Origin of the sequence: Pseudoalteromonas xiamenensis, assembly GCF_030994125.1 — a bacterium.
GTDB classification, from domain to species: domain Bacteria; phylum Pseudomonadota; class Gammaproteobacteria; order Enterobacterales; family Alteromonadaceae; genus Pseudoalteromonas; species Pseudoalteromonas xiamenensis_B.
The window spans coordinates 843,501-865,312 of sequence record NZ_CP099918.1; the positions used below are offsets into that span (position 1 = coordinate 843,501).

General features: G+C 42.9%; 18 protein-coding genes and 1 pseudogene. 5 read left to right on the forward strand and 14 right to left on the reverse strand.

The features are described from left to right. Positions 1-94: 94 nt before the first annotated feature. Entirely contained in the window at positions 95-2,740 is a 2,646-nt protein-coding gene (ppc, locus tag NI389_RS20740; RefSeq protein WP_308363428.1) for a phosphoenolpyruvate carboxylase, read from the reverse strand. 360 nt (positions 2,741-3,100) lie between these two features. On the opposite strand from ppc, the gene NI389_RS20745 reads away from it, so the two are divergent. From NI389_RS20745 to NI389_RS20760, 4 genes are all read left to right on the forward strand, one after another. Then, complete coding sequence (locus NI389_RS20745) at positions 3,101-3,487, forward strand: thiol-disulfide oxidoreductase DCC family protein (protein ID WP_372588645.1); 387 nt, start codon at positions 3,101-3,103, stop codon at positions 3,485-3,487. Continuing rightward, positions 3,484-4,197, forward strand: a complete 714-nt coding sequence (locus NI389_RS20750) for an SDR family NAD(P)-dependent oxidoreductase (protein ID WP_308363431.1) — start codon at positions 3,484-3,486, stop codon at positions 4,195-4,197. The genes NI389_RS20745 and NI389_RS20750 overlap by 4 nt, the downstream gene beginning before the upstream one ends. Positions 4,198-4,200: 3 nt before the next feature. Further along, a complete protein-coding gene (locus tag NI389_RS20755) occupies positions 4,201-4,812 on the forward strand; it encodes a flavin reductase family protein (protein WP_308363434.1) in 612 nt (203 codons plus the stop codon). 432 nt (positions 4,813-5,244) lie between these two features. Beyond that, a complete protein-coding gene (locus NI389_RS20760; RefSeq protein ID WP_308363435.1) occupies positions 5,245-5,970 on the forward strand; it encodes a tetratricopeptide repeat protein in 726 nt (241 codons plus the stop codon). A 57-nt stretch (positions 5,971-6,027) separates the two neighbouring features. On the opposite strand, the pseudogene NI389_RS21165 reads toward NI389_RS20760, so the two are convergent. From NI389_RS21165 to NI389_RS20830, 13 genes and pseudogenes are all read right to left on the reverse strand, one after another. Beyond that, positions 6,028-7,433, reverse strand: a pseudogene (locus tag NI389_RS21165) (coniferyl aldehyde dehydrogenase). A gap of 111 nt (positions 7,434-7,544) precedes the next feature. Then, positions 7,545-8,993 (reverse strand): SLC13 family permease, encoded by a 1,449-nt coding sequence (locus NI389_RS20775; RefSeq protein ID WP_308363439.1) that lies wholly within the window; start codon positions 8,991-8,993, stop codon positions 7,545-7,547. A 10-nt stretch (positions 8,994-9,003) separates the two neighbouring features. After that, positions 9,004-9,957: a porin gene (locus NI389_RS20780; protein ID WP_308363440.1), complete on the reverse strand. Its 954-nt coding sequence runs from the start codon at positions 9,955-9,957 to the stop codon at positions 9,004-9,006. Positions 9,958-10,112: 155 nt separating this feature from the next. Next, positions 10,113-11,471: a sigma-54-dependent transcriptional regulator gene (locus NI389_RS20785; RefSeq protein ID WP_308363441.1), complete on the reverse strand. Its 1,359-nt coding sequence runs from the start codon at positions 11,469-11,471 to the stop codon at positions 10,113-10,115. A 38-nt stretch (positions 11,472-11,509) separates the two neighbouring features. After that, positions 11,510-13,192: an ATP-binding protein gene (locus NI389_RS20790; protein WP_308363442.1), complete on the reverse strand. Its 1,683-nt coding sequence runs from the start codon at positions 13,190-13,192 to the stop codon at positions 11,510-11,512. Beyond that, positions 13,185-14,636, reverse strand: a complete 1,452-nt coding sequence (locus NI389_RS20795) for an SLC13 family permease (RefSeq protein ID WP_308363443.1) — start codon at positions 14,634-14,636, stop codon at positions 13,185-13,187. The genes NI389_RS20790 and NI389_RS20795 overlap by 8 nt, the downstream gene beginning before the upstream one ends. Positions 14,637-14,830: 194 nt before the next feature. After that, entirely contained in the window at positions 14,831-16,813 is a 1,983-nt protein-coding gene (locus tag NI389_RS20800) for a TonB-dependent receptor plug domain-containing protein (RefSeq protein WP_308363444.1), read from the reverse strand. A gap of 110 nt (positions 16,814-16,923) precedes the next feature. Then, on the reverse strand, positions 16,924-17,187 hold the full coding sequence (locus NI389_RS20805) for a CBU_0592 family membrane protein (protein WP_308363445.1): 264 nt from the start codon (positions 17,185-17,187) through the stop codon (positions 16,924-16,926). A 212-nt stretch (positions 17,188-17,399) separates the two neighbouring features. Beyond that, positions 17,400-17,651, reverse strand: a complete 252-nt coding sequence (locus tag NI389_RS20810) for a hypothetical protein (protein WP_308363447.1) — start codon at positions 17,649-17,651, stop codon at positions 17,400-17,402. Between the two features lie 199 nt (positions 17,652-17,850). After that, positions 17,851-18,255, reverse strand: a complete 405-nt coding sequence (locus tag NI389_RS20815; RefSeq protein WP_308363448.1) for a DUF1761 domain-containing protein — start codon at positions 18,253-18,255, stop codon at positions 17,851-17,853. A gap of 59 nt (positions 18,256-18,314) precedes the next feature. Then, positions 18,315-18,836 (reverse strand): response regulator transcription factor, encoded by a 522-nt coding sequence (locus NI389_RS20820; RefSeq protein ID WP_308363450.1) that lies wholly within the window; start codon positions 18,834-18,836, stop codon positions 18,315-18,317. After that, positions 18,836-20,056, reverse strand: a complete 1,221-nt coding sequence (locus NI389_RS20825; protein WP_308363451.1) for an ATP-binding protein — start codon at positions 20,054-20,056, stop codon at positions 18,836-18,838. Before NI389_RS20825 ends, NI389_RS20820 begins: the two co-directional genes overlap by 1 nt. Before the next feature lie 66 nt (positions 20,057-20,122). Then, positions 20,123-20,524, reverse strand: a complete 402-nt coding sequence (locus NI389_RS20830) for a nuclear transport factor 2 family protein (RefSeq protein ID WP_308363453.1) — start codon at positions 20,522-20,524, stop codon at positions 20,123-20,125. Between the two features lie 155 nt (positions 20,525-20,679). On the opposite strand from NI389_RS20830, the gene NI389_RS20835 reads away from it, so the two are divergent. Continuing rightward, complete coding sequence (locus NI389_RS20835) at positions 20,680-21,750, forward strand: ketoacyl-ACP synthase III (protein ID WP_308363456.1); 1,071 nt, start codon at positions 20,680-20,682, stop codon at positions 21,748-21,750. The last annotated feature ends 62 nt before the right edge of the window (positions 21,751-21,812 follow it).

Genomic DNA, 21,812 nt, shown 5'->3' on the forward strand with positions numbered 1-21,812 from the left:
CTTGTTTTTTGGTTCAAAATCCAGCTGTGTTTCGATAGTAGGAGTGTAAAAAAAGGGAGCATTCCGCTCCCTCGATTTAGTCTTTAGCGACCTATTAGCCAGTGTTTCGCATACCTGCCGCAATACCCGTCATCGTGATCATTAAGGCTTTATCAACATGAGAATTTACCTCCTGCTGATTTTCACGAGAGCGCTTTAACAATTCCACCTGTAAAAGATTCAACGGATCGGTATAAGGGTTTCTCAAATTGATCGATTCACGGATCCAAGGTTGACCTGCAAGCAAGGTGTGTTCCTTGCAAATTTCTCGGACAAGCTTAATGGCTTCCGCTAACTCACTACGTAACGTTTCACCTAAATGGCGATATTGTGTTTCGACAAGGCCTTGTTCGTAATGTTCACTTAGCCAACTGTCGGCTTTACAAAAGACCATTTCTAACATTTCTAAACGTGTTCTAAAAAATGGCCACGTTTGGTTCATTTCTTGTAGCGTATCAATACCAAACTTCTCTATCGCAACTTCGAGTCCTTTGCATGCACCAAGCCAAGCAGGTAGCATCAAACGGTTTTGACTCCAAGCAAAAATCCATGGTATCGCTCTTAGACTTTCCACTCCACCTTGAGGATTACGCTTCGCAGGCCTTGAACCCAATGGTAATTTAGCCAGTTCAACTTCTGGTGTTGCCATTCTGAAATAAGGTACAAAGTCTTTATCTTCACGCACAATCTCTCTGTAACGTGCGCAAGAAGCATCAGCGATGACGTCCATTACGTCTTTCCATTTTGCTTCCGGATTTGGTGGTGGCAGCAAATTGCTTTCAAGCACAGCACCTGCGTAGATGTGTAAGCTTTGCAGCGCGACTTCGGGTAGACCAAACTTAAATCGGATCATTTCTCCTTGTTCAGTTACGCGCAAACCGCTCTTAAGAGAACCCGGTGGTTGAGACCGAAGCGCTTGTGCTGCAGGCGCCCCTCCTCGCCCAATTGTGCCTCCACGACCGTGGAACAGGACAAGTTCAATACCCGCTTGTTCTGCTAGGTCGACTAACTCATCCATTGTTCGATATTGCGCCCAACCTGCAGCCATCATACCCGCATCTTTTGCAGAGTCTGAGTAACCAATCATAACGTACTGCTTATTCGCTATGTGACCGCGATACCACGTGCTCGCTAATAAATCTTTAATTACGTCATATCCGTTATTTAGGTCATCGAGCGTTTCGAACAACGGTGCTACTGGTAAGTTAAAGCTACAACCGCTTTCCTTAAGCAATAAATGTACTGCGAGCACGTCTGAAACGGTTCTCGCCATTGAGATAATGTAAATGCCGAACGCACTAGGGTCTTGTTTCGCAATAACATCAAAGGTATCTAGTACTTCTTGAACTTCGGCAGATGGATTCCAGTGCTTCGGCATCAAAGGACGGCGAGAATTAAGCTCTGCTAACAAGAATGCTTGCTTATCCTGTTCTTCCCACTGCTGATAATCTCCAATACCCAAATATCGGGTTAATTCAGAGAATACTTGTGCGTGACGACCAGAGTCCTGTCTCACATCAAGACGAACCAATCTCAAACCAAAACACGCGATACGACGCAATGTATCGAGCAGTAGGCCGTCAGCAACTACTTTCATGTTACATTTCATCAGCGAGCGATAGCACAGTTCCAGGGGCTCTTTAAGTTGGTTCACATCCGTGATTTTGTCCACAGCGCCTGTTGGCAATCCTTTTATTTTGGCGTCCAAAAATTCGACGGTTTGCGCAATGTCCGACTTGAGTTTTTTTAACACAACGCGATACGGTTCGCTTACTTTTCCTGTTTCAGCAAGTAATTCCTCACTAGCATCAACCATGGAGAGCTCAGCACTGAGTTTATCGATGTCTCTCGCATAAAGATCCAGCGCCATCCATCGTCCGTGGTCTAGCACTTTCTCTGTCACAAGTGCCGTTACAAATGGATTTCCATCTCTATCTCCCCCCATCCACGAGGTGAATTGTACTGGCATAAAATCTTGTGGCAGCGTCAGTGCTAACGTGTCTTTTACTGATTTTGCAAATTCATCGACGAAACGAGGAATCGCTTCCCAAAGGCTATTTTCAATTACAGCAAAGCCCCACTTCGCTTCATCGAGCGGTGTTGGACGGCTGTCTCGGATGTCATTGGTATGCCATGCTTGGCAAATTAGTTGTTCAAGTCGAGCATGAACGCGAGCGCGCTCTTCATCACTCAGACTTGTTCTTTCGAGTTGACCAAGGCAATCACTCATTTCAATGTGTTTGCTAATTATCGTACGACGAGTTACTTCGGTCGGGTGTGCCGTAAGTACCATGTCCATTTTAAGCTGAGCTATCGATTGCGCAACCTGATTAATATCTAAAGCATTTTCATCAATTTTGTGCTTAAGGTGACGTAAAGTTTGAGTGAGAGGGCTGATGTTGCAAACTGCACGTTGGCTTTCTTTGGAAATGGTATGAAACTGTTCTGCTACGTTGGCAAGGTTTAAAAAGTGATTGAATGCCCTTGTTACGGGCAACAATTCCTCATCTTTCAAGCCATGAAGAATATCGATAAGCGCTTGTCTGTCCGTTTCATTACCGCTGCGTGATGATTTGGATAGATGGCGGATCTCTTCTACTTTTTCTAAGAGTGCTGTGCCTTGAGCTTCCTCAATTGTTCTACCAAGCAACTGGCCAAGCATACCTACGTTAGATCGTAATGCTGCATATTGTTCACTCATATTTACTCCTTCGCTTTGATGATGTCCTCTATACTGACGATAGCACAGTGTGGGGGCAAATGAATTTTCATCATTTTGGTAACTAATTTGTTATTTTTTATGCCATTTTTACACTGTATTTACCCAAAAAAGTGATTTTAAACATCCGTTGATCGATTCATGAAACTCCTACGTAAACTAGATATGTGCAATGCGATAGACATGATAGTGCTAGTTAGTATCACGAATTATTCGCACGTTTATGACTTGTCCAGTCACACTTGATTTATTTTGGGTGTGTCTCCTAAGTAAACCTTAAAAGAATTTTTCAATTAAAGCTAACTGTCACCTTTTGCAGTTTAATGAATCTGGGAGTGCGCTATGGTGATCTTTTTTGACGGCAATTGCCCTCTTTGCGTAAGAGAGATGAACGCCTTACTTGAACATGACTCGAATAAATCATTAACCCTTATCGATTTGCACGATGCCTATGCGCTGAGTGCGTTCCCTGGCATAGACAAAGCAAAAGCAATGTCCATACTACACGGCGTAGACAACCAAGGTCGCTTGCTGTTAGGTTTAGATGTCAGCGTGATGGCTTGGTCACTTGTTGGTAAGCATTCTTGGCTTAGGATATTGCGTTGGCCTGTGGTCCGCTTTATAGCCGATATAGCATATTTAATGTTCGCAAAGCATCGAATGAAACTTTCGTCCATTTTCCTGAAACCGTCGTGCACCAACAGGCAATGCGATAGGTCGTCAAAGTGAAGCAGTATCTACTTATCGGCGCATCAAGTGGGATCGCACAGGCTTTGATCTCAATATTTCAAGAAAATCCGAAAGTGAAACTCGTTTCAATTTCAAGAGCTAATATTGTTACATCGAGTTCCCAGCACGTTCATTTCGTGAGCGATTACTCAATATCAAGCGTTCGAGAAATTGCGTCTTCGCTCATTGCATCACAAAGTGTATTCGACTACGTCCTATTTTTTAACGGGACCTTACACCACAACCAGATGATGCCCGAAAAACAAGTTACTCAATTTAGCGAGGAGTACTATGATCACTTAACAGCCTCAAACGTCTATCCCCACATACGCTGGTTTGCGGAACTCCCCAGATTACTTTGTCGAAACTCAATCGCCAAAATCATCATTCTAAGCGCACGGATTGGAAGCATCTCAGATAACCGAAGTGGTGGTTGGTACAGTTATCGAATGACAAAAGCGGCACTAAATATGGCTGCAAAAACCTTTTCTCTGGAACTCAATCGTCCGAAGTCGAGAGCAAAAGTCATTCTATTCCATCCTGGTACTACCGACACGGCGCTCTCTAAACCGTTTCAAAAGAACATACCGAAAGAAAAACTGTTTACGCCTCACTTTGTCGCACAGCGATTGTCTGCTCTGTGCGACGCAGAAATAGAACATACTGACATCGACTTTATCGATTGGCGGTTTAACCCTATACAATGGTGACTTATGATTATTAGTAAAGACCAACTTGCCCATTTAGAAACGCGATATCGTGCACAATTGGTCAATTCCGTTTCAGGTTTTAAAAGTGCGAATCTAGTTGGGACAATTGACAATAATGGTCTGACGAATTTATCGATAGTGTCATCCGTCATTCACCTAGGCAGCAACCCACCGCTCTTAGGGATGGTATTCAGACCTCACTCAGTGCCAAGGCACACATTAGAAAATATCTTAGAAACAGGTGTATACACCATAAATCACGTGAATAACGAAATTTTTAAAAAAGCACACCAAACATCTGCCCGTTACCCAAAAACGATTAGTGAATTTGAAGCATGCAACTTAACACCAATTTTCCACGGAACCTTTATAGCTCCGTTCGTACAAGAATCCTCAATCCGCATTGCAATGGAATATCGTGAACACCAAACGCTTAAATTAAATGAAACGGTTTTTCTCGTTGGCGAAATTCTACACATTGAACTGCCAGAAGAAATCGTTGCAGCAACCGGTTATGTAGATTTAGAGGTCGCAAATACAGTGTGCGTTTCAGGACTCGATTCATATCACAATACACAAAGACTTGCTCAGCTACCCTATGCCAAACCAATTTAAATGACATTAATTATCATTTAGGTTGACAATCGCACCATTACTGTTGATAATCATTCTCATCTTGAGAGGTATTGCTTTCCTTTCTCGATACGCACTGAATTTACTTGCTACATTGCTCATATCTAGACGGTAGATGTGATCCTGTTAAAAAGCCCGAAAGGGCTTTTTGTTTTTCAATTCACCCCTATATCTATGTCCAACCAGTAATTTTTCGTTGTTTTAATTTTGTATTCACTCTCGTGTGAATTAAACTTATACGAGTTTAAGCGGTCAGAAAAATGATAGTGACGTTATGAGCAGCTTGGGTTTACCTCTGTTTGTCGGTAAGCAAGCTATTCCTCGCTTTAGATAAATATCTGATTTTGGATAAAATAGTCCGCTATTAATTCGATAACGGATGGACAGTACTGAAATCGGTTTTGGAGAGTCGTTATGTGGCAAAAAAAGGCAAAAGTCGTGGTGTTCTTAAGTGCGTTGCTTTGCAGCTCATTTAGCCATGCAGGATTAGAAGAAGGCATTAAAGCTGCGAACGAAGGTCGATTTGAAGAGGCGCTAAAAGAATTCAATTATCTTGCAAATATGGGATATGCGCCGGGCATTTACGAGCTTGCAAAAATGTATCAAGGTGGCTACGGCGTGACTAAAAATGAACGTAAAGCTGCTGAACTTTTGCAAAAAGCCGTAGATTTAAATCTTCCCGATGCGATGTTCGACCTTGCCGTTATGTACAAAGAAGGTGAAGGTGTTAAAAAAGACCTACAAACCGCAGTCTCTTTATTTACGCGCGCCGCACACAAAGACCTACCTGCAGCACAGTTTAACCTAGGTGTAATGTACACGAACGGCGAAGGTGTCGTAAAAGACTACGCCGTTGCAATGGACTGGTATGAGAAAGCGGCAGCTAATAATTATACCTTGGCTCAATTTAATCTAGCTCTGATGTATTTCCAAGGCTTGGGAGTCGAAGAAAGTGTCGAAAAATCATATATTTGGAATCGCATTGCTGAGTACAATGGCAATGAAAATGCGCGTAAGAGTCGCCAGTTAGATGAACAAAAACTGTCACCATCAGAAATAGATGAGGCCATTAAAAAGGCAGACGCTATTTATGAGCGCATCCAAGCTGGTACCTATATTGCTGACTCTCGTATTAAATAAAGCGGATTAAATGGAACTCATTTAACTTCGATGCGATAAAACTTACCCAAGTAAGTTTTATCGCATAAAGAGCCAGTTGATTGGTTTTAGAAACCACACTTTGCGAGAAAGCAACAGCGTCGTGCGCCAGTTCATCCTATGAGACTCAATCACAGTGCGTTTATGACTAAACGTTTCAAAACCGTCAAAATCATGGTATTGCCCCATTCCTGAGTGCCCAACGCCCCCAAATGGAGCATGTTCAGCTGCAACGTGTAAAACACATTCATTGATCCCCATCCCCCCGCTCAACGTCTCGCGTCGAATACGCGTAATCTCACTTTCATTTTCAGAAAACAGATACAAAGCTAAGGGATCTGGACGACTACGAATATACGAAATTGCTTGGTCAATATTTTCCACTTCTATAATTGGTAGCAAGGGGCCAAATATCTCTTCTTGCATTACTTTCATATCATCTGTAACGCCCGAAAGTAAATGTAACCCCAATTTATGTTCGCTTTCTTGCCAATCTGATTCAAAACTTGAATCAACTTCCGCACCACTTTTCTTTGCATCGCTTAATAGTTCAGTTAAGCGCTCGTATTGACGAACATTAATAATGCTGGTGAATGAGGAATCTTTGCACCCCTTTGAGAAATGTTGTTTGTATATCGCGAGGATCTTTTGGCGTAAGTCATGCGCAACGTCATTTTCGACAAGTACGTAATCTGGAGAAACGCAGATTTGCCCAGCATTGGTTGTTTTACCAAAGACCAGCGAGGTCGCGGCGGTATCAAGGCATGCATGTCGGGTTACAATAACGGGCGACTTACCGCCCAACTCAAGGGTCACAGGCGTAAGATTGGCAGCAGCTGCTTGCATCACTTTTTTCCAACAGGCGTTGAACCGGTAAAAAATAAATGCGCAAACGGCAACCCAGAAAATTGACTCGCTACCGCCGCTTCCCCTTCAATGGCGACACACCAGTCGGATAAATCAACCAGTATGCACTTTAGCACATGGTTCACCGCTGGCGTGAACTCGCTCAACTTTAGCATTACCCGATTCCCTGCCGCAATGGCGGTCGCAACAGGTAAAAGCGCTAGTTGTATGGGATAATTCCAAGGTGAAATGACCCCCACCACGCCTTTCGGTTTGTATTCTACACAGACTTTTGTTGGGAAAAGCATAAGCCCAGCAGGGCGTCTTTGCGGTTTCATCCATTTTGAGAGTCGACTGACAATATGATTTAACTGTGTAACGGTTGGGAGAATATCTGCAAATTCGGTGTCAAACGAGCTGCGTTGTCCAAAGTCTTTAGAGGCGGCATCAACTAAAGCGACTTTATGCTTAATCAATGATTGCTTTAACAGTGAGAGTTTTTCGAGACGTAGTTCAACAGAAGGATGAGTGTCTTTTTGAAATAGTGATTGTAACCTCAAAAATTCTTGTTCGATTTCTAATTGCGGTTCAGTGATCACAGGACAGCTCCATTGAATAAAAAGTCAATATAGCTGTCTGTAATCGCTAAAGCAACCGTGCCTAAATCGAGCTCGCCGAATAACCATCAATTCGATTTAAGTGGTTGATAATTAGAAACCCCAAAGTGTCGCTGCAATCGTCATTGTAATCAGTGTAATTAAGACGATAGCGATAAGATTTAGTACAAAGCCTGCGTTTATCATATCTCTCATATTTATTTCGCCTGAACCAAAAACTATCGCATTCGGAGGTGTTGCGACAGGCATCATGAATGCACAACTTGCTGCTATCGCCGCTGGGATAACCCATACAAGCGGAGTACCCGTGAGGGATTCTGCTACAGGCCCCAATAGAGGCAAGAAACCTGCTGCGGTAGCCGTATTACTTGTTATTTCTGTTAAAAAGGTAATCAGCCCAGCAACAATGAGCACACTCAAAACCAGCGGTACTTGATCGGCACCTGACAACATATGTGCGATGTAATCAGCAAGGCCTGATGACTTAATTTGTGCCGCAAGGGTCAAACCGCCACCAAACAGTAGCAAGATACCCCATGGTACTTTAGCCGCATGATCCCAATCTAACAGTCTTGGCTGGTCTTTATCAAAGCTGGGCATAACAAAAAGCAAAATAGCCGCCGCTATCGCGATGCCAGTATCGGTTATCGCAAGCCCAGTAGATGACGCAATAATAGGACGAAATACCCAACTTAGCGCTGCAAATACAAATACCACCAATACACCCTTTTCAGCTTTGGTCATTCCTCCCAGTTTTACCAATTGATCAGTGAACACCTCTTTGGTGTTAAAGTCTGTCCTATCTATATCTACTTTGTACGCGATTTTCGTAAGCCAAACCCACGTAATAGCTAACATCGCTACCGACAAAGGCACGCCGACAATCATCCACGTAGCAAAACCAATTTCTATCTTATAACTGTCAGCAAGATACGCTGCCATAAGTGCATTCGGTGGCGTACCTATTAGCGTTGCGATTCCACCAATACTTGCCGCATAAGCAATACCGAGCAGCAACGCTTTAGAATATTCTTGTCCTTTGCTGCTATTTGCTTTAACCAACCCTATCACTGAGAGCGCGATAGGTAACATCATTACCGCTGTGGCGGTATTCGACATCCACATTGATAAGAAAGCAGTAACTATCATCATGGCAAGAATTTGCAAGCTGGGCTTTTTTCCCGCCCTTAGCATTGTATTTAGTGCAATTCTTTTGTGTAACCCCCAATTTTCCATCGCTATTGATAAAATAAATCCGCCTAGAAATAAGAAAATCAGGGGATGTGCGTAAGGCGATGCAACGGTGTTTACTGGCGCAATGCCCACCAAAGGTGAAATAACCAAAGGCAATAAAGAAGTCGCAGGAATGGGCACTACTTCACTCACCCACCAAGAGGCCAACCAAAAGGCAAGCGCTGCGGTTTTCCACGCAGTTTCATTCATGCCCCATTTGGGCTCTACGATGCAGCTAAGAAGCATGATGAGAGGACCGAGAAACAATAATATGTTTTCTTTGCTCATTAAAGGTTTGTTTTTTAACATTATTGTTCCTTTAAAATAAATACTTTAAGCCAACAGCAGTACTAACATCTGAATTGCTTTCGAGTGATAACCGGCTCAACATAATGTAGGCGTTCGTCGACTTATCAAACACATAATCAAGTCCCACGCTGTAATTAGTCGTGGTGCCTTGGTGTCTCAATTCACTGGTATCGCGTAGCCACTGCAACTTTGGACGCCATGCATCATTTTGATAATAAACACTCATACCAAATGCATGCCCAGACTTAGTTTCTGCAACATTTTTAGCATTTTGCCAAAGTAACCCTAGCTGCCATTTTTGCACTTGCATCACACCTATAGCTCGGGTTGCAACCAAATTATTCAATCCATCAACATGAGATACCGCAACCGAGTAGGGTAATGTTTGCAAACTTCTATCACCATACATCGCCGTAATAGCATACCCACTTTGTTGGCTGTCCGCATCGTCTTTAGGAGCATAGGTCATTGAAATTTCGGTATTATACCACTTTGGTGCAACGTAAGTTATTGTATCACCTATACGATCTTGGCCAGCAATGACTTGCGCAATATCACCTTGTGTTTCATTGAATAGATCGAACTTCCCTTCGCTATATTTAAATCGAGTATCATTGCGTCCCACCAGCAGTGTACCCAAGTAACTTTGTACGCCTAAATAGGTATTACGAGCAGCGAAAGGATTATTTGTGTCGTCTTGCTCAAACCCTTTTACTTGAACTTCGTACTTATAGACCAAATTCAATTGCGGTTGTAGCTGATGCTTGCCCTTAATACCGATACGTGAAAAAGGCGCGTCGATTTGTGTACCCTTTTCGGTATATCGAAGTAAGCCTTTATCGGTGTGCACTATCTGAACTTCTGCTTTGCCATAAAATTGGTACTCTTGTGCATGCCCTACCATTGGCACCATTAATGTGGAGGCGATTATCCAGTGAACCTTGGCAATTTTATTTGTTGTCATCCTATTGCTCCCAATTGTTATTATATTGAGAGAACATGAGCAACTTTTTTGCCACCCATAAAAACAGAGTTATATCAGACAGTTAAAGTTTTGATATGGCGAGTATTACGTTGAAGTGTGTGGATTTCCACACACATTTTGCAGGCTTTGTCACTTTATTCACCCTCTTGTGTATCGATAAAGCGAGCTCTCGATAAACCATACTTCGTCATCTTGTCATACAGTGTTTTTCGAGGGAGTTGTAAAATGTCCATGGTCTCTTTTATGCTTCCTTGGGTACGCGACAAGGCTTCTTCTATAAGGCTTTGCTCGTAGAAATTTACTTTCTCTGCCAGACTAAGATCGATGGAAAAGTCGTCATTGGCGTTTGAAGATTGTTGTAACGCGTTTTGCTGACCTAAAAGCACCGAACGCTCAGCCACATTACGTAACTCCCTGACGTTTCCAGGCCAATTGTATTCCCGTAGTTTATGCATTAAATCTGTGTTCAATGGCTCATAGGTGCGATGAAAACGATTAGCGGCAATCGAACTGAAGTGTTTAAACAAAATTGGAATGTCATCCTTGCGATGGCGAAGCGCAGGTATTGGGATCTTCACGAGATTTAATCGGTAGTATAAATCGGCTCTGAAATCGCCTGAATTCACTAAACCTTGAAGATCCACTTTCGTTGCTGCAACAATACGAACATCAAGCTCAACTGCATCATTACTTCCAACCGGTGTAACACGTCTTTCTTCCAGCACTCGCAACAATTTAACTTGCATACTCGGTGGCATGGCTTCGATCTCATCCAGAAAAAGCGTGCCGTCCTGGGCATATTCAAACTTGCCCACGCGGTTTTCTTTCGCATCGGTAAATGCTCCGCGTTTAATACCAAACAGCTCACTTTCTATTAGTTCAAGCGGAACTGCACCGCAATTAATTGCGACGAAATGTGCCTCGCTCCGCGGGCTGTGGTCATGAAGATAACGAGCAACCAATTCCTTACCCGTGCCAGTTTCCCCTTCTATTAATACATCAACGGGTGTATCTACGATCGCATCAAGCTGTTCTATCATCGCCTTCATTAAATGCGTATTACCCAAAATTCTCACCCCTGGGGCAGACTTTGACGCCAAAGTCTTCTTCAGTGCGCGATTTTCCATAACCAATCTGCGCTTCTCTAGTGCTCGCTGTAAACAATCTAGGAGTGGTTCAGAAACGGGTTTTTCAAAAAAATCATATGCACCCATTTGCATCGCTTTAACTGCGATCCCCACGTCGCCAAATCCTGTTAGGAAAACGACGGGTAACTCGGAATCAAACTGTTTGACTGAGGCTAAAAAACGTAGGCCGTCCATTTGAGGCATATTGATATCACAGACAATCACGCCTTCGAAACGTCTATTTATACGTGAAAGCGCCACACTCGCCGAAGCAAAACATTCAACCTGATAGCCTTCCAATTCAAAGAGTTGCTTTAACGAATCTCGGATAATTTGCTCATCATCAATGATCACAATGTTGTTCATTCTTTTTGCCTACGTTATTTTTTGATTGGCGCTGTGGTTTACGAAACCGATTTTCCATTGAGGGTTATTATAAATTCAGCCCCCTGTTTTGAGTTACTTTGTGCCGTCAAAATGCCAGAGAAGGACTGTATAATCTCTTTCGAGATAGATAAACCTAGTCCCAATCCAATGCCGGACTTGGTTGTGTAAAAGGGTTCGAAAATCGTCGAAAGTTGATGTTGTTCAATGCCAGGCCCAGAGTCTTGTATCGATAGCTTCACTTTGCTATCAAACTGCTCAGAGACTATGCACAACGTTTTAACGGTACTTTTTTCCATTGCTTGGGCTGCGTTGGTAAAAAGATTTACAAGCACTTGTTCAAATTTAAATGGGTCAACCCACACCATTGCTGGTGTTACGTTGATTTGAGTATCAATTTCACAGCGTTTTAACTCTGGGCCAGCGATGACTAACGCATTATGAATGAGTGGCTGCAACTCAAAATATTGCATTCTATTCTCTGTCGTCTGAGAGAATTGCCTTAGTTGCGTCACAATACGACTTACGCGACCCATTAGCCCTTCTATCAACTCCACATTCTCTAACGCTGTTGTGTACTGAGCTTTGATAATCAATCGTTTGGTACTGGCTAAGTATGTTGATATCGCACTCAACGGCTGATTAATTTCGTGATTAATACTGGCACTCAACTGACCGATCGTTGCAAGCTTTGCTGCTCTTATCAATGCCGCTTGGGTCTGTTCGAGTTTTTTCGTACGTTCTTGCACCTTTAACTCTAAATCCCGACGACCTGCTATTAAACGTTGATACTGTGTCACACGTATATAGACAGAACGGACGAGCCAAACAAAGACAATAAATATGAGCGTTGCTATACCAAGCCTTGACCACTGAGCTTTCGGTAAATCAGTTATATCCCGCATGTACACGAGTTTCGCCTTTAATCCAAGCAGTGGAAAAGCAAACGAAAGATAGCGACGTTCTTCAATGTTTAAATAGCAAAGCGGTGCATTTTTTTCATTCAAACATATTTCGAGAAACTCGGGCTTGTTTTGCAGTCGCCAACTTTCAACATCCGAAGCATAAACTTCATTTTTTTCACTCACAATCGCAAAATGGCTGCTCTCTCCCGTATCCAACTGCGCTTCATCTGTTTCAAACTGATTGACGTTCACTTTGATAACAGCTACTCCAGCGAATTGTTCCGCTTGAGTAATTGATTGGGCAAAATAAAAGCCTCGCAAATTAGACCGAAGCCCAACAGCAAACTCCAATGTATGTCCCTGCGTACGGCTATTTACAAAGTAATGTCGAAAACTATACTCGCTACCAACATAGGAGTGATCCGATTTAAAATTACTGCTGGCGAGAACAACGCCATTACTATCCAAGAGATAGGCATCGGATGCGCTTGATGCTCTTTGTATATCCTGCAAATACACGTTGGTGGAATCACGTGTATCTTTTTTAGGTGACGCAATAAATTGCAGTACGTGCTCGTTTTCGGCAATTAACTTTGGCACCACTGAAAAGTGTTGAAATTCATCATTAAAATAATTAGACAGCTTTTCACCATTCGTAATACCGAGCGACAATTCCCTTTGTTTATCAATGCTCATACCCACCCAGTAGACGATTGCCAAAAACGTCAACCAAATAAGTGCGATGACCCATTTAGTAGTCGCTTTTCTAAATTCAGGTTCCTTAAATAAGTTATACATCGAAGCCAAATACGTTGCTTGCAACAAAAATAGTGAGCATCGAAATGACCGTGATTGCAATAATATTCATCGCAAAACCCGCTCTGACCATATCTCGTATGGTCAGCTTTTCAGAGCCAAACACGATGGCATTAGGTGGAGTGGCGACCGGCATCATAAAGGCACAGCTCGCAGCCATTGCGGCAGGTATTACCCAGATGAGAGGGCTACCACTTAGCTCCATAGCCACTGGCGCAAGTAGCGGTAAGAAGCCTGCCGCCGTCGCCGTATTGCTCGTAATTTCGGTCAAGAAAGTGATCAACGTCGTCACTAGAATAATGCCGACCACAACAGGCATCGTATCGAGTTGCGACAACGATTGTGCTACGTAATTCGCAAGGCCTGACTGTTTAATTTGTGCTGCGAGCGATAAACCTCCGCCGAATAACAATAAAATCCCCCAAGGTACAGATTGCGCGTCGCGCCAATACATCACACGTTGTTGAAAAGTTTTGTCCGATGGTAGAATGAACAACAACAATGAAGCCATCATAGCGATGCCCGTATCCGTTATCGCGAGCCCTGTCCATTTGACTAACAAAGGCCGTAGAACCCACGAAATTGCAGCGAATAGAAACACGAACAGTACCTGTTTTTCGGCAAAATGCATGGGGCCCAAATCGATTAACTGTCGTTTAAACACGTTGGTTTCAAAACAACTTTTCGAGTAGCCCGATAATGGAAAAGCTAAACGGGTCAACCACCACCAACCAATCAATACAAGCAAAATCGCAAATGGGAGTCCCATTGTAATCCATTCTGCAAAGCCAATTTTTATGTGATATGAATCGGCAAGAAACGCGACCATGAGCGCATTTGGTGCCGTCCCAATGATGGTTGCTACGCCACCTATGCTGGCACTATAAGCAATACCCAACAGTAAAGACTTTGCATAATTGTCTACATCGACCCCTTTTTGTTCTAGAACATGGATGACCGACAAGGCAATAGGCAACATCATTAAAGTCGTCGCAGTGTTGTTAATCCACATTGATAACCCAGCACTGACGGTCATCATCGCGAGTATTTGAAACGCAGGATTGTTGCCACTTCGAACCATCGTGTGAAGAGCAATACGTTGATGTAATAACCACTTTTCCATGGCAATAGAAAGCAAAAATCCGCCTAAGAACAGGAATATCAGTGGATGCGAGTAACTTGCTGATGCAGAAGAAATCGATGCAATGCCTGTCATCGGCGCGACCACTAGCGGCAAAAGAGAAGTGACAGGAATGGGAACTGCTTCGCTTACCCACCAAATGCCCATCCACAATGCCAGACCTGTCGTCCTCCACGCTATGTCAGCCATACCTTCAGGCGCGTCAGCTACCAATGTAAAAACCAAACTAAGAGGGCCGAGCAACAAACACAGTAGTTGAACATAGAAATTGTTTTTTGATTCCATACTCTTATTTTTATTTCCATTTCAAATCAAACTCGGAGGTTAGAAGCTTTGTATGACAAAATCAATCTTCGGGGAATTGGTAAGAGCTGTCGAACGAGCTATTCTCCAGTCTTGTTCATTATACAGAGGTGTTCGTTCACTGCATTTTTAACGAATGTCTAATTCAATTCGACATTACACAACGCACGTGAAAACTAAAACTTCCATGAGTAGCTAAAACGAACTTGCCTACCCGCAGCCGGCACTTCTCCGGTTGGCATTCTAGGGTCAAACACATTGTAATGCTTGTCTAACAGGTTTTGCGCTTCTAAACGCCACTGGTGCTCGCTGGATGGTTGCCACACAAAAGTTGAACCAAAAATCACATAAGCCTTTTGCACAAAATGAACACCAATTCCTGGTACATCCACGGTATCACGCCAGTTTGCATTTAAACTGACCTGTAATTCACCAATTTGTTGTTTCCATGCTGCCACCGCAAAACGCTTAAAACTTGGATTAAAAGGTTCATCAAACAGCTGCGTATAACCAAATTCAAACCAGCTTTCATTGGTCAATGTCACGTTACCGTTAAGCTCAACGCCTTGCATACTGGTGCTGAATTCGTTTTCGAATCGAAAACGCGAACCAACAACATCAATCGGAACCAAGTTGATGAAATCACTTAAGTCATTGTTGAACAAAACGACGTCGATTTGATTCTGGTCAGTTTGCCAGTGCCAAACTAACTCAGTGGTTTTTATAGATTCCGATTTCAGTTCTGAATTCCCAATTGTCACATCGTCATTTGAATTCAGTTCATTGCTTACCGGTGTTCTAAACGATTCCCCATATTGAAGTTTCAGCGTATGTTCGTCGTTTACGTTATAAATTGCGGCCACTCTAGGCGACAGCTTCTTATCAATGTCTTGGACATAGTCGTATCGCGCGCCGAAAAAGAATGTCAAATTGTCACTGTATTTGTGTTTAATCTGCGTATACACCGCACTCGAATTAAAATCTTGTTTCAATGGCTGAAAACGGGCGTAATTTGTGACCGTTCTAATTTCGCCAAGATAGGCATCTGGCACGATATACGTGTCACCGAGTACATAATCGAAGTAACTGGTGTAAATATCCGCTTCGGTTTGCTTCGCGCGCGATATTTCGATGCCGAAATTTACATTAGTTGCATCACTGTAGCGCCATGCAAAATCGGTAACAAAGTTAAGATCCGACGACTGCCATGCTGGTCCGACATAAAAATCGCCTGCAGGCAACACCTCGGCTGGCGCAATTAATCCTGCGCTGTTGATCTCATGCGTTACTTTGTATAATCGTGAACTGATATTCCATTCATCATCAGTGATCCAGTGATAAACAATACTAACAGATCGATTTTCACTTTTATGGCGGTTATTAGGGCTTACACCCGCAAGATTAATAAACTCATTTAATTCATTTACACTTTGGCGAAAGTTTAGGTCAAACCGTTTGTTACGAAGACCTAATTCAATAAATTGGCTTCTAAGTGGGTCTTTGACCTCTCCGTTAAAGTAGTTTTCTCCACGTTGTTTTACGAGGGCGATATTGGAGTAGGCACTAATGTCATTTTGCAATTCAGTAATCGCACTCAAAGCCACTTGCGCAAAACCATGTTCGCCTACACTCAATGTCAACTCATTGTCTTTCTTTTTCGTAACCACGTTCATCACACCAAGAAACGCATTACTGCCGTACAAAGCAGAACCTGGCCCACGAATAAACTCTACGCGTTCGATAATTTCAACGGGAATAAATGGGGTATAAACTGAGGCCTTACCGAATGAAGACTCGTTGAGTCGCTGCCCATTAATCATGACAAGAACATTACCGCTATCAAGGTAAATCCCCCGAGTATGTTCTTTTGGCACTGCTCCAACCCAATCTCCACGTGTATTTTGAAAACCGGGTACAAAATTCATGAGCTCATACGCACTTTTTACACCAAGCAGTTTAATGTGTTGTTTATTGAAGACAGTAATACTGGAAGGTACCGAAGCGCGAGTTTCATCCGTTTTTGTCGCAAGCTCGATATTGACATCAAGCAGTTCTTCAAAACTCAGCTCAAATAGATCTTCTTGGGATGTTGAAGTCGTCGCAAAACAAGGGACACTGACAATGGATAAGAACCCGAAAAGTTTGCGAGAAAACGACATAGGCTACTCTTTTTGTTTTATTGAGGCCTACTTGAAAGGCCAAACACGACTATTATTAAATAGAATAACGCGTGGTTGGCCATTGGCAAATTTTTTTGCGAGGAATTCTCTTAATTTACAGCTAAAGTTCGCTTAGATTTTATGTACTTGTACAAACCAATTAACGAAGCCGCAATCCAGAAAAGCTCAATGACAAAACTTGCCAAGTTGAAGTTGTAACATAGGCTGATTAGCAACAAAATGGCACCACTCAGGTTCATCATGTTATACAACAAGCCTTCAGGGCTTGCTTTTCCAAGTTGAAGAAGGAAGAACGCGCCAACAACAAGGAAAGTACCTGTCATACCTACAATATCAAACAACAACGCAATCATGTTTTTGTCCTAATGATTATGCTAAACCCAAACACGCTGGCCCGTATCCTTGGGGAGGGTTATTTTCAGTCTTTGAAACAGCAAACCGACCGATCATAGCAAAGTTACTCGAGGGTAACAGGATTTATGTCCGCATCTGCGCTTTAGTTAATTTGCGAAGCCTTTAAAAAACTCCCAAGAGTTGAGCGTTAAGATTAGTGAACGCAACGAGTTCAATCCATCCGAGCTTTGTTGCCAATAATCTTAACGGCTGGCACACCACGAATCATCGCCATACGACCGAATTCATTATCACAGTTGGGACACTTGGTATAAGCAACTGCGTAGGATGCATTGATTCGTTCAATAAAGCATTTAATCAACGCGCCCTTTCCTCCTTTACGGTATACGAACAACAAGGTCTTGCATTTAGAACAGATGATGTCGACCGTTCTCGTCGGTCCTGTTTTATTTGGTTTAGACATGGATAAAATATTGATAGTGAGCCAGTCAAGACTGTTTGGCCATAAAGCGCAATTCTGACTTTACTTCAGAAAATCGTGTTGGCATACATTGTACTGAGTGAAAGGGAAAATGAAAATGACGTCCTTCATTTAGCCTGTGTGTTAACGTCAATCGAAACGTCAAGTAGCAAGCGCAGCTCCTTCTACCTTGCAGCTCCTTCTAACCAAACAAACCAATGACCAAACCCATCGTAATAAACTGGAATACGTGATACCCACCGTTTATTAGAAACAGCTTGCGCGAGCGCTGTTCAAATAAATAACTGACACCAAATGAAGATGCGACCCAACAAACGCCTATAATGAGCCCTGTTAAAACCGATTTACCTAATTGCGGTTCCGGACCAAGCACGATACCTAGCATGACACTTGCCAGTAAGGTTAATAAAAACGAACCGCCAAAAGTCTTTTTTGCATCCGATTGTTTTAAATCTAATTCTGTCAGACCGCACTCTTCCATCCACGCTCGTTGGAAAAGCCATGGAGAATACCAAATCCCACCAAGGAGGAACGAAGACCCTGCAGCAACAAATACCGCAAACCAATTTAAATAGTCTATTCCCATATCTCGCCCATTCATTTTTATTTCAATTTAGACAATAATAGAACGGGTTGCAAAAGGGTTTATTTCAAAACAGGCTTTTTTTGTAACTTTCTTTGTAACGTTCGTCTATGCATATTGAGCTGTCTTGCTGTTTGTGACACGTTGCCCTCGTTTTCTGCCAATATTCTTTGAATATGTTCCCACTCAAGTCTATCAGGTGACATCACTTCAATTTCAATTGGCGTAGTATCAACACTTTCGCCTCGCAATGCCGCTAGAATAGATTGAAATTCCGCAGGCTTAGTTAGGTAATCATCCGCTCCTTTGCGTATAGCCTCTACCGCTGTTGCAATACTGCCATACCCCGTTAGAACAACGATACGGGCATCAGGCAAGCTATCACGAAGAGCAGGAATGGAAACAATCGACGTTTGTTCTTTAAGTTTCATATCAAGCAAAATAGCATCAGGTTTCAGTGCGACAATGTCATCAAAATGATGTGCAATTTCGGAAAAAACCGTCGCTTCACATTGGTTTTTTTGCAAACGTCTGGCGAGCGTCATACTCAACGCTTCATCATCTTCAATTATCACTACATTCACTATATATGCCTCACAGGGAGAGTAACGGTGACTTTTGCACCATGTTCATAATTTTCAGCGAGAAATTGGCCACCCAAACGATTAACTGTGATTTGAGTAAGCAGCAGGCCTACGCCAAATCCCTCTGCACTCGTTTGAGGTTTCAACCCTATTTGCGAAAGTTGTTCAGGTTTAAAACCTCTACCAAAGTCAGCGATAGAAAGATGCCAGTGCTGTTCCTGTCGTAAAGAACAAAGTGTTATTCTATCGATATGATTTAACGTAGATGCACGTGCCGCATTATTCGCAATATTTTGCAATGCTGGCAAAAGCATAGGATCGTTTAATACTTCAGTAGGCATGCCATCGTCCGTATGTTCAATTTGCACACTCGGGTATTCTAGCTGTAATAGTTCTTTTAGCTGTCGTACTAGCTGGTGCGTGTGAATTGGCGTGGCTTTGTCGTGTTTCTGCAAATATTGACTTTGCGTCCTAAAGTCGTTTAGTAACTGGCGGCATTGCTCTAACGGTTTTTCCATTTCTTTAAGCACCAAATCGTCAGGATGCTCCTCCGTTAACTCCTCATGAAGCAAGTGCAAGTTTGCAACGGGAGAAGCTAATTGGTGTGCAACTTGAGCTGCACTAGCACCAAGCGCGACAAGCTGTTCTTGATACAATTGTTGTTCTCGAGACTGAGCCAAGCGACGCTCTTTTTCTTTAATTTTATCCGCCATAGAGGACACAACCCAAACAATGACTATTGCACTGAATACAAAGTTAATCCACATTGCCTGAAAGTGGGTTGTCATGTCATGTTGATGCCCTTGTGCTGGCATTTTCCAAAGTAGCCACGAATAACTCGCCATCGCACTCAATGCAATCAAACATGCTGATTTGAAGCTAAGCGTTATTGCCGCGATCACGATGGGTAACAACAACAATGACACAAATGCATTTGTTGCACCGCCTGTATACGCCAAAAGTAGCGTAAGAAAGACCACATCTGCCGCAAGTTGCATCCACATACCTGGGGGATTGGCTTCAGTATGATTACGGTAAGCGTAAACACTGGCGAGTTGAAACACAGACGCAATAGCAATGACGACTAAAGCAGGAAGCAGCGAGATTTCAGCCTTTAACCAAAACACGCTGACGAGTAACGCAATTAACTGCGCAACGATGGCAAGTGTCCGCAACAGTAACAATTTGCCAATAGTAGAATTAGGCGAAAAAGCAATCATAAGTAGGCCGCTTTACAAAAAGGTTATTATATCCGAACTAAGATAGTTGCTGATGCCCTACATCAATTAATCGTCTAGTTTTAGCGAAAACGCGGGGCAAGGCGTGCCTTGATGATAGTAAAGTTGCCAACGGTTGTTTTTAAAACGCCAAAGTGACATACGCATCGAAAAGTGAAACTCAGACCGCGCAGTCGATCGATATGCCGCTCGATAACTCAATTGGACTATGTGTTCATGTAACATTCTTCCAGTGAATTGTTGATTGTAAAATTGCGGCACTTTTTCCTTTGGTAATCGGGTTAAAACATGGTGCTTGTTGAAGACTAATCCGTTAGCCGATATTTCATAAAACTCGTCGTCTAACAATGCACCTAGAGCGTTCGGATCGGAGCGCACTTCCGGCTCAAGCAATTGCCTTTCCTGGTCAATCAAATGAGCTAACAACTGAGCAGTGATTTTACTGTGCACCGATAATTTCCAAAATTATGCTTTATTGTCCATAAGTTAGACTATCGAAGTTCATGAAGCAAGACTATAGTTTTACACTCAACTGGAAATTCGTGAGCAACTTTGTTATAACGTCGCGAATACCTTAACTGGTCTGACAACATAAAGAGAACACAATGAAGTACGCACAGATCACTGGATGGGGTAAATGCATTCCACCAGCAAGCATTACGAATGATGAAATTAGCCAAATCGTTGAGACAAACGACGAATGGATCTCAACCCGCACCGGGATCCGTGCTCGTCGCGTAAGCCATGTTTCAACGGCAGAGCTTGCGACGGTTGCGGCTCAAAATGCACTTGATTGTGCTGGTATTGAAGGTAAAGACGTTGATCTCGTATTACTTGCAACCTGTACACCCTCAACAATGGTAGCGAATACGGCTTCTTTAGTGCAAAAAAACATTGGTGCTGTAGGTGCGGCTGCCTGTGATACAAATGCGGCCTGTTCCGGTTTCTTGTACGCAATGCAACTTGCTACGGCACAAATTCGTACAGGTATGATCAAGCGTGCAGTAGTCATCGCAGCTGAACGCATGACATGGTATGTAAACTGGGCAAAGCGCGACAGTGCTGTGCTATTTGGTGATGGTGCAGGCGCAGTTGTATTAGAAGCGTCTGATGAGCCATCGGGCTTACTTGCCAGTAAAATTGGCTGCGATACGGAAGACCGCAATATTCTACATATTGCAAACTGCGGTACCGACTTAAATAAATATGAGCCAATAGGCCCATCTGACTTAATGTTTGAAGGTCGTGAAATATTCAAACGTGCAGTGAAAGGCATGAGCCAAGCGTGTGATGACGTTCTTTCTCAAGCACAATTAAGTCTTGAGGATATAAATGTCCTTGTTCCTCACCAAGCGAACTTACGTATCATTCAAGCGATTCAACAAAAATTGAACATTGAAGATGAAAAAGTCATGGTGAACATTGATAAATATGGCAACACGTCGGCAGCAACCATTGCAATTGCGCTATGTGAAGCGGTCGAAAATGGCTTAATAAAACCGGAGTCAAATATTATGTCTGCGGCTTTTGGTGCGGGACTGACGTGGGCTGCAAGTTACATCAAATGGGGCAATCGTGTAACACCAATTAATCCACCCAGTGCTTCGCTCCCACCATGTGACAAAACGGGATTGGAATTAATCGCGCATTCTGTTTCGGCGTGTAAAGAAGCTTAATCGCATTCCCTTTGGTGTTCTCGTAATGGATGGTAGAATCAGGCCATTCTTACGAGAACACC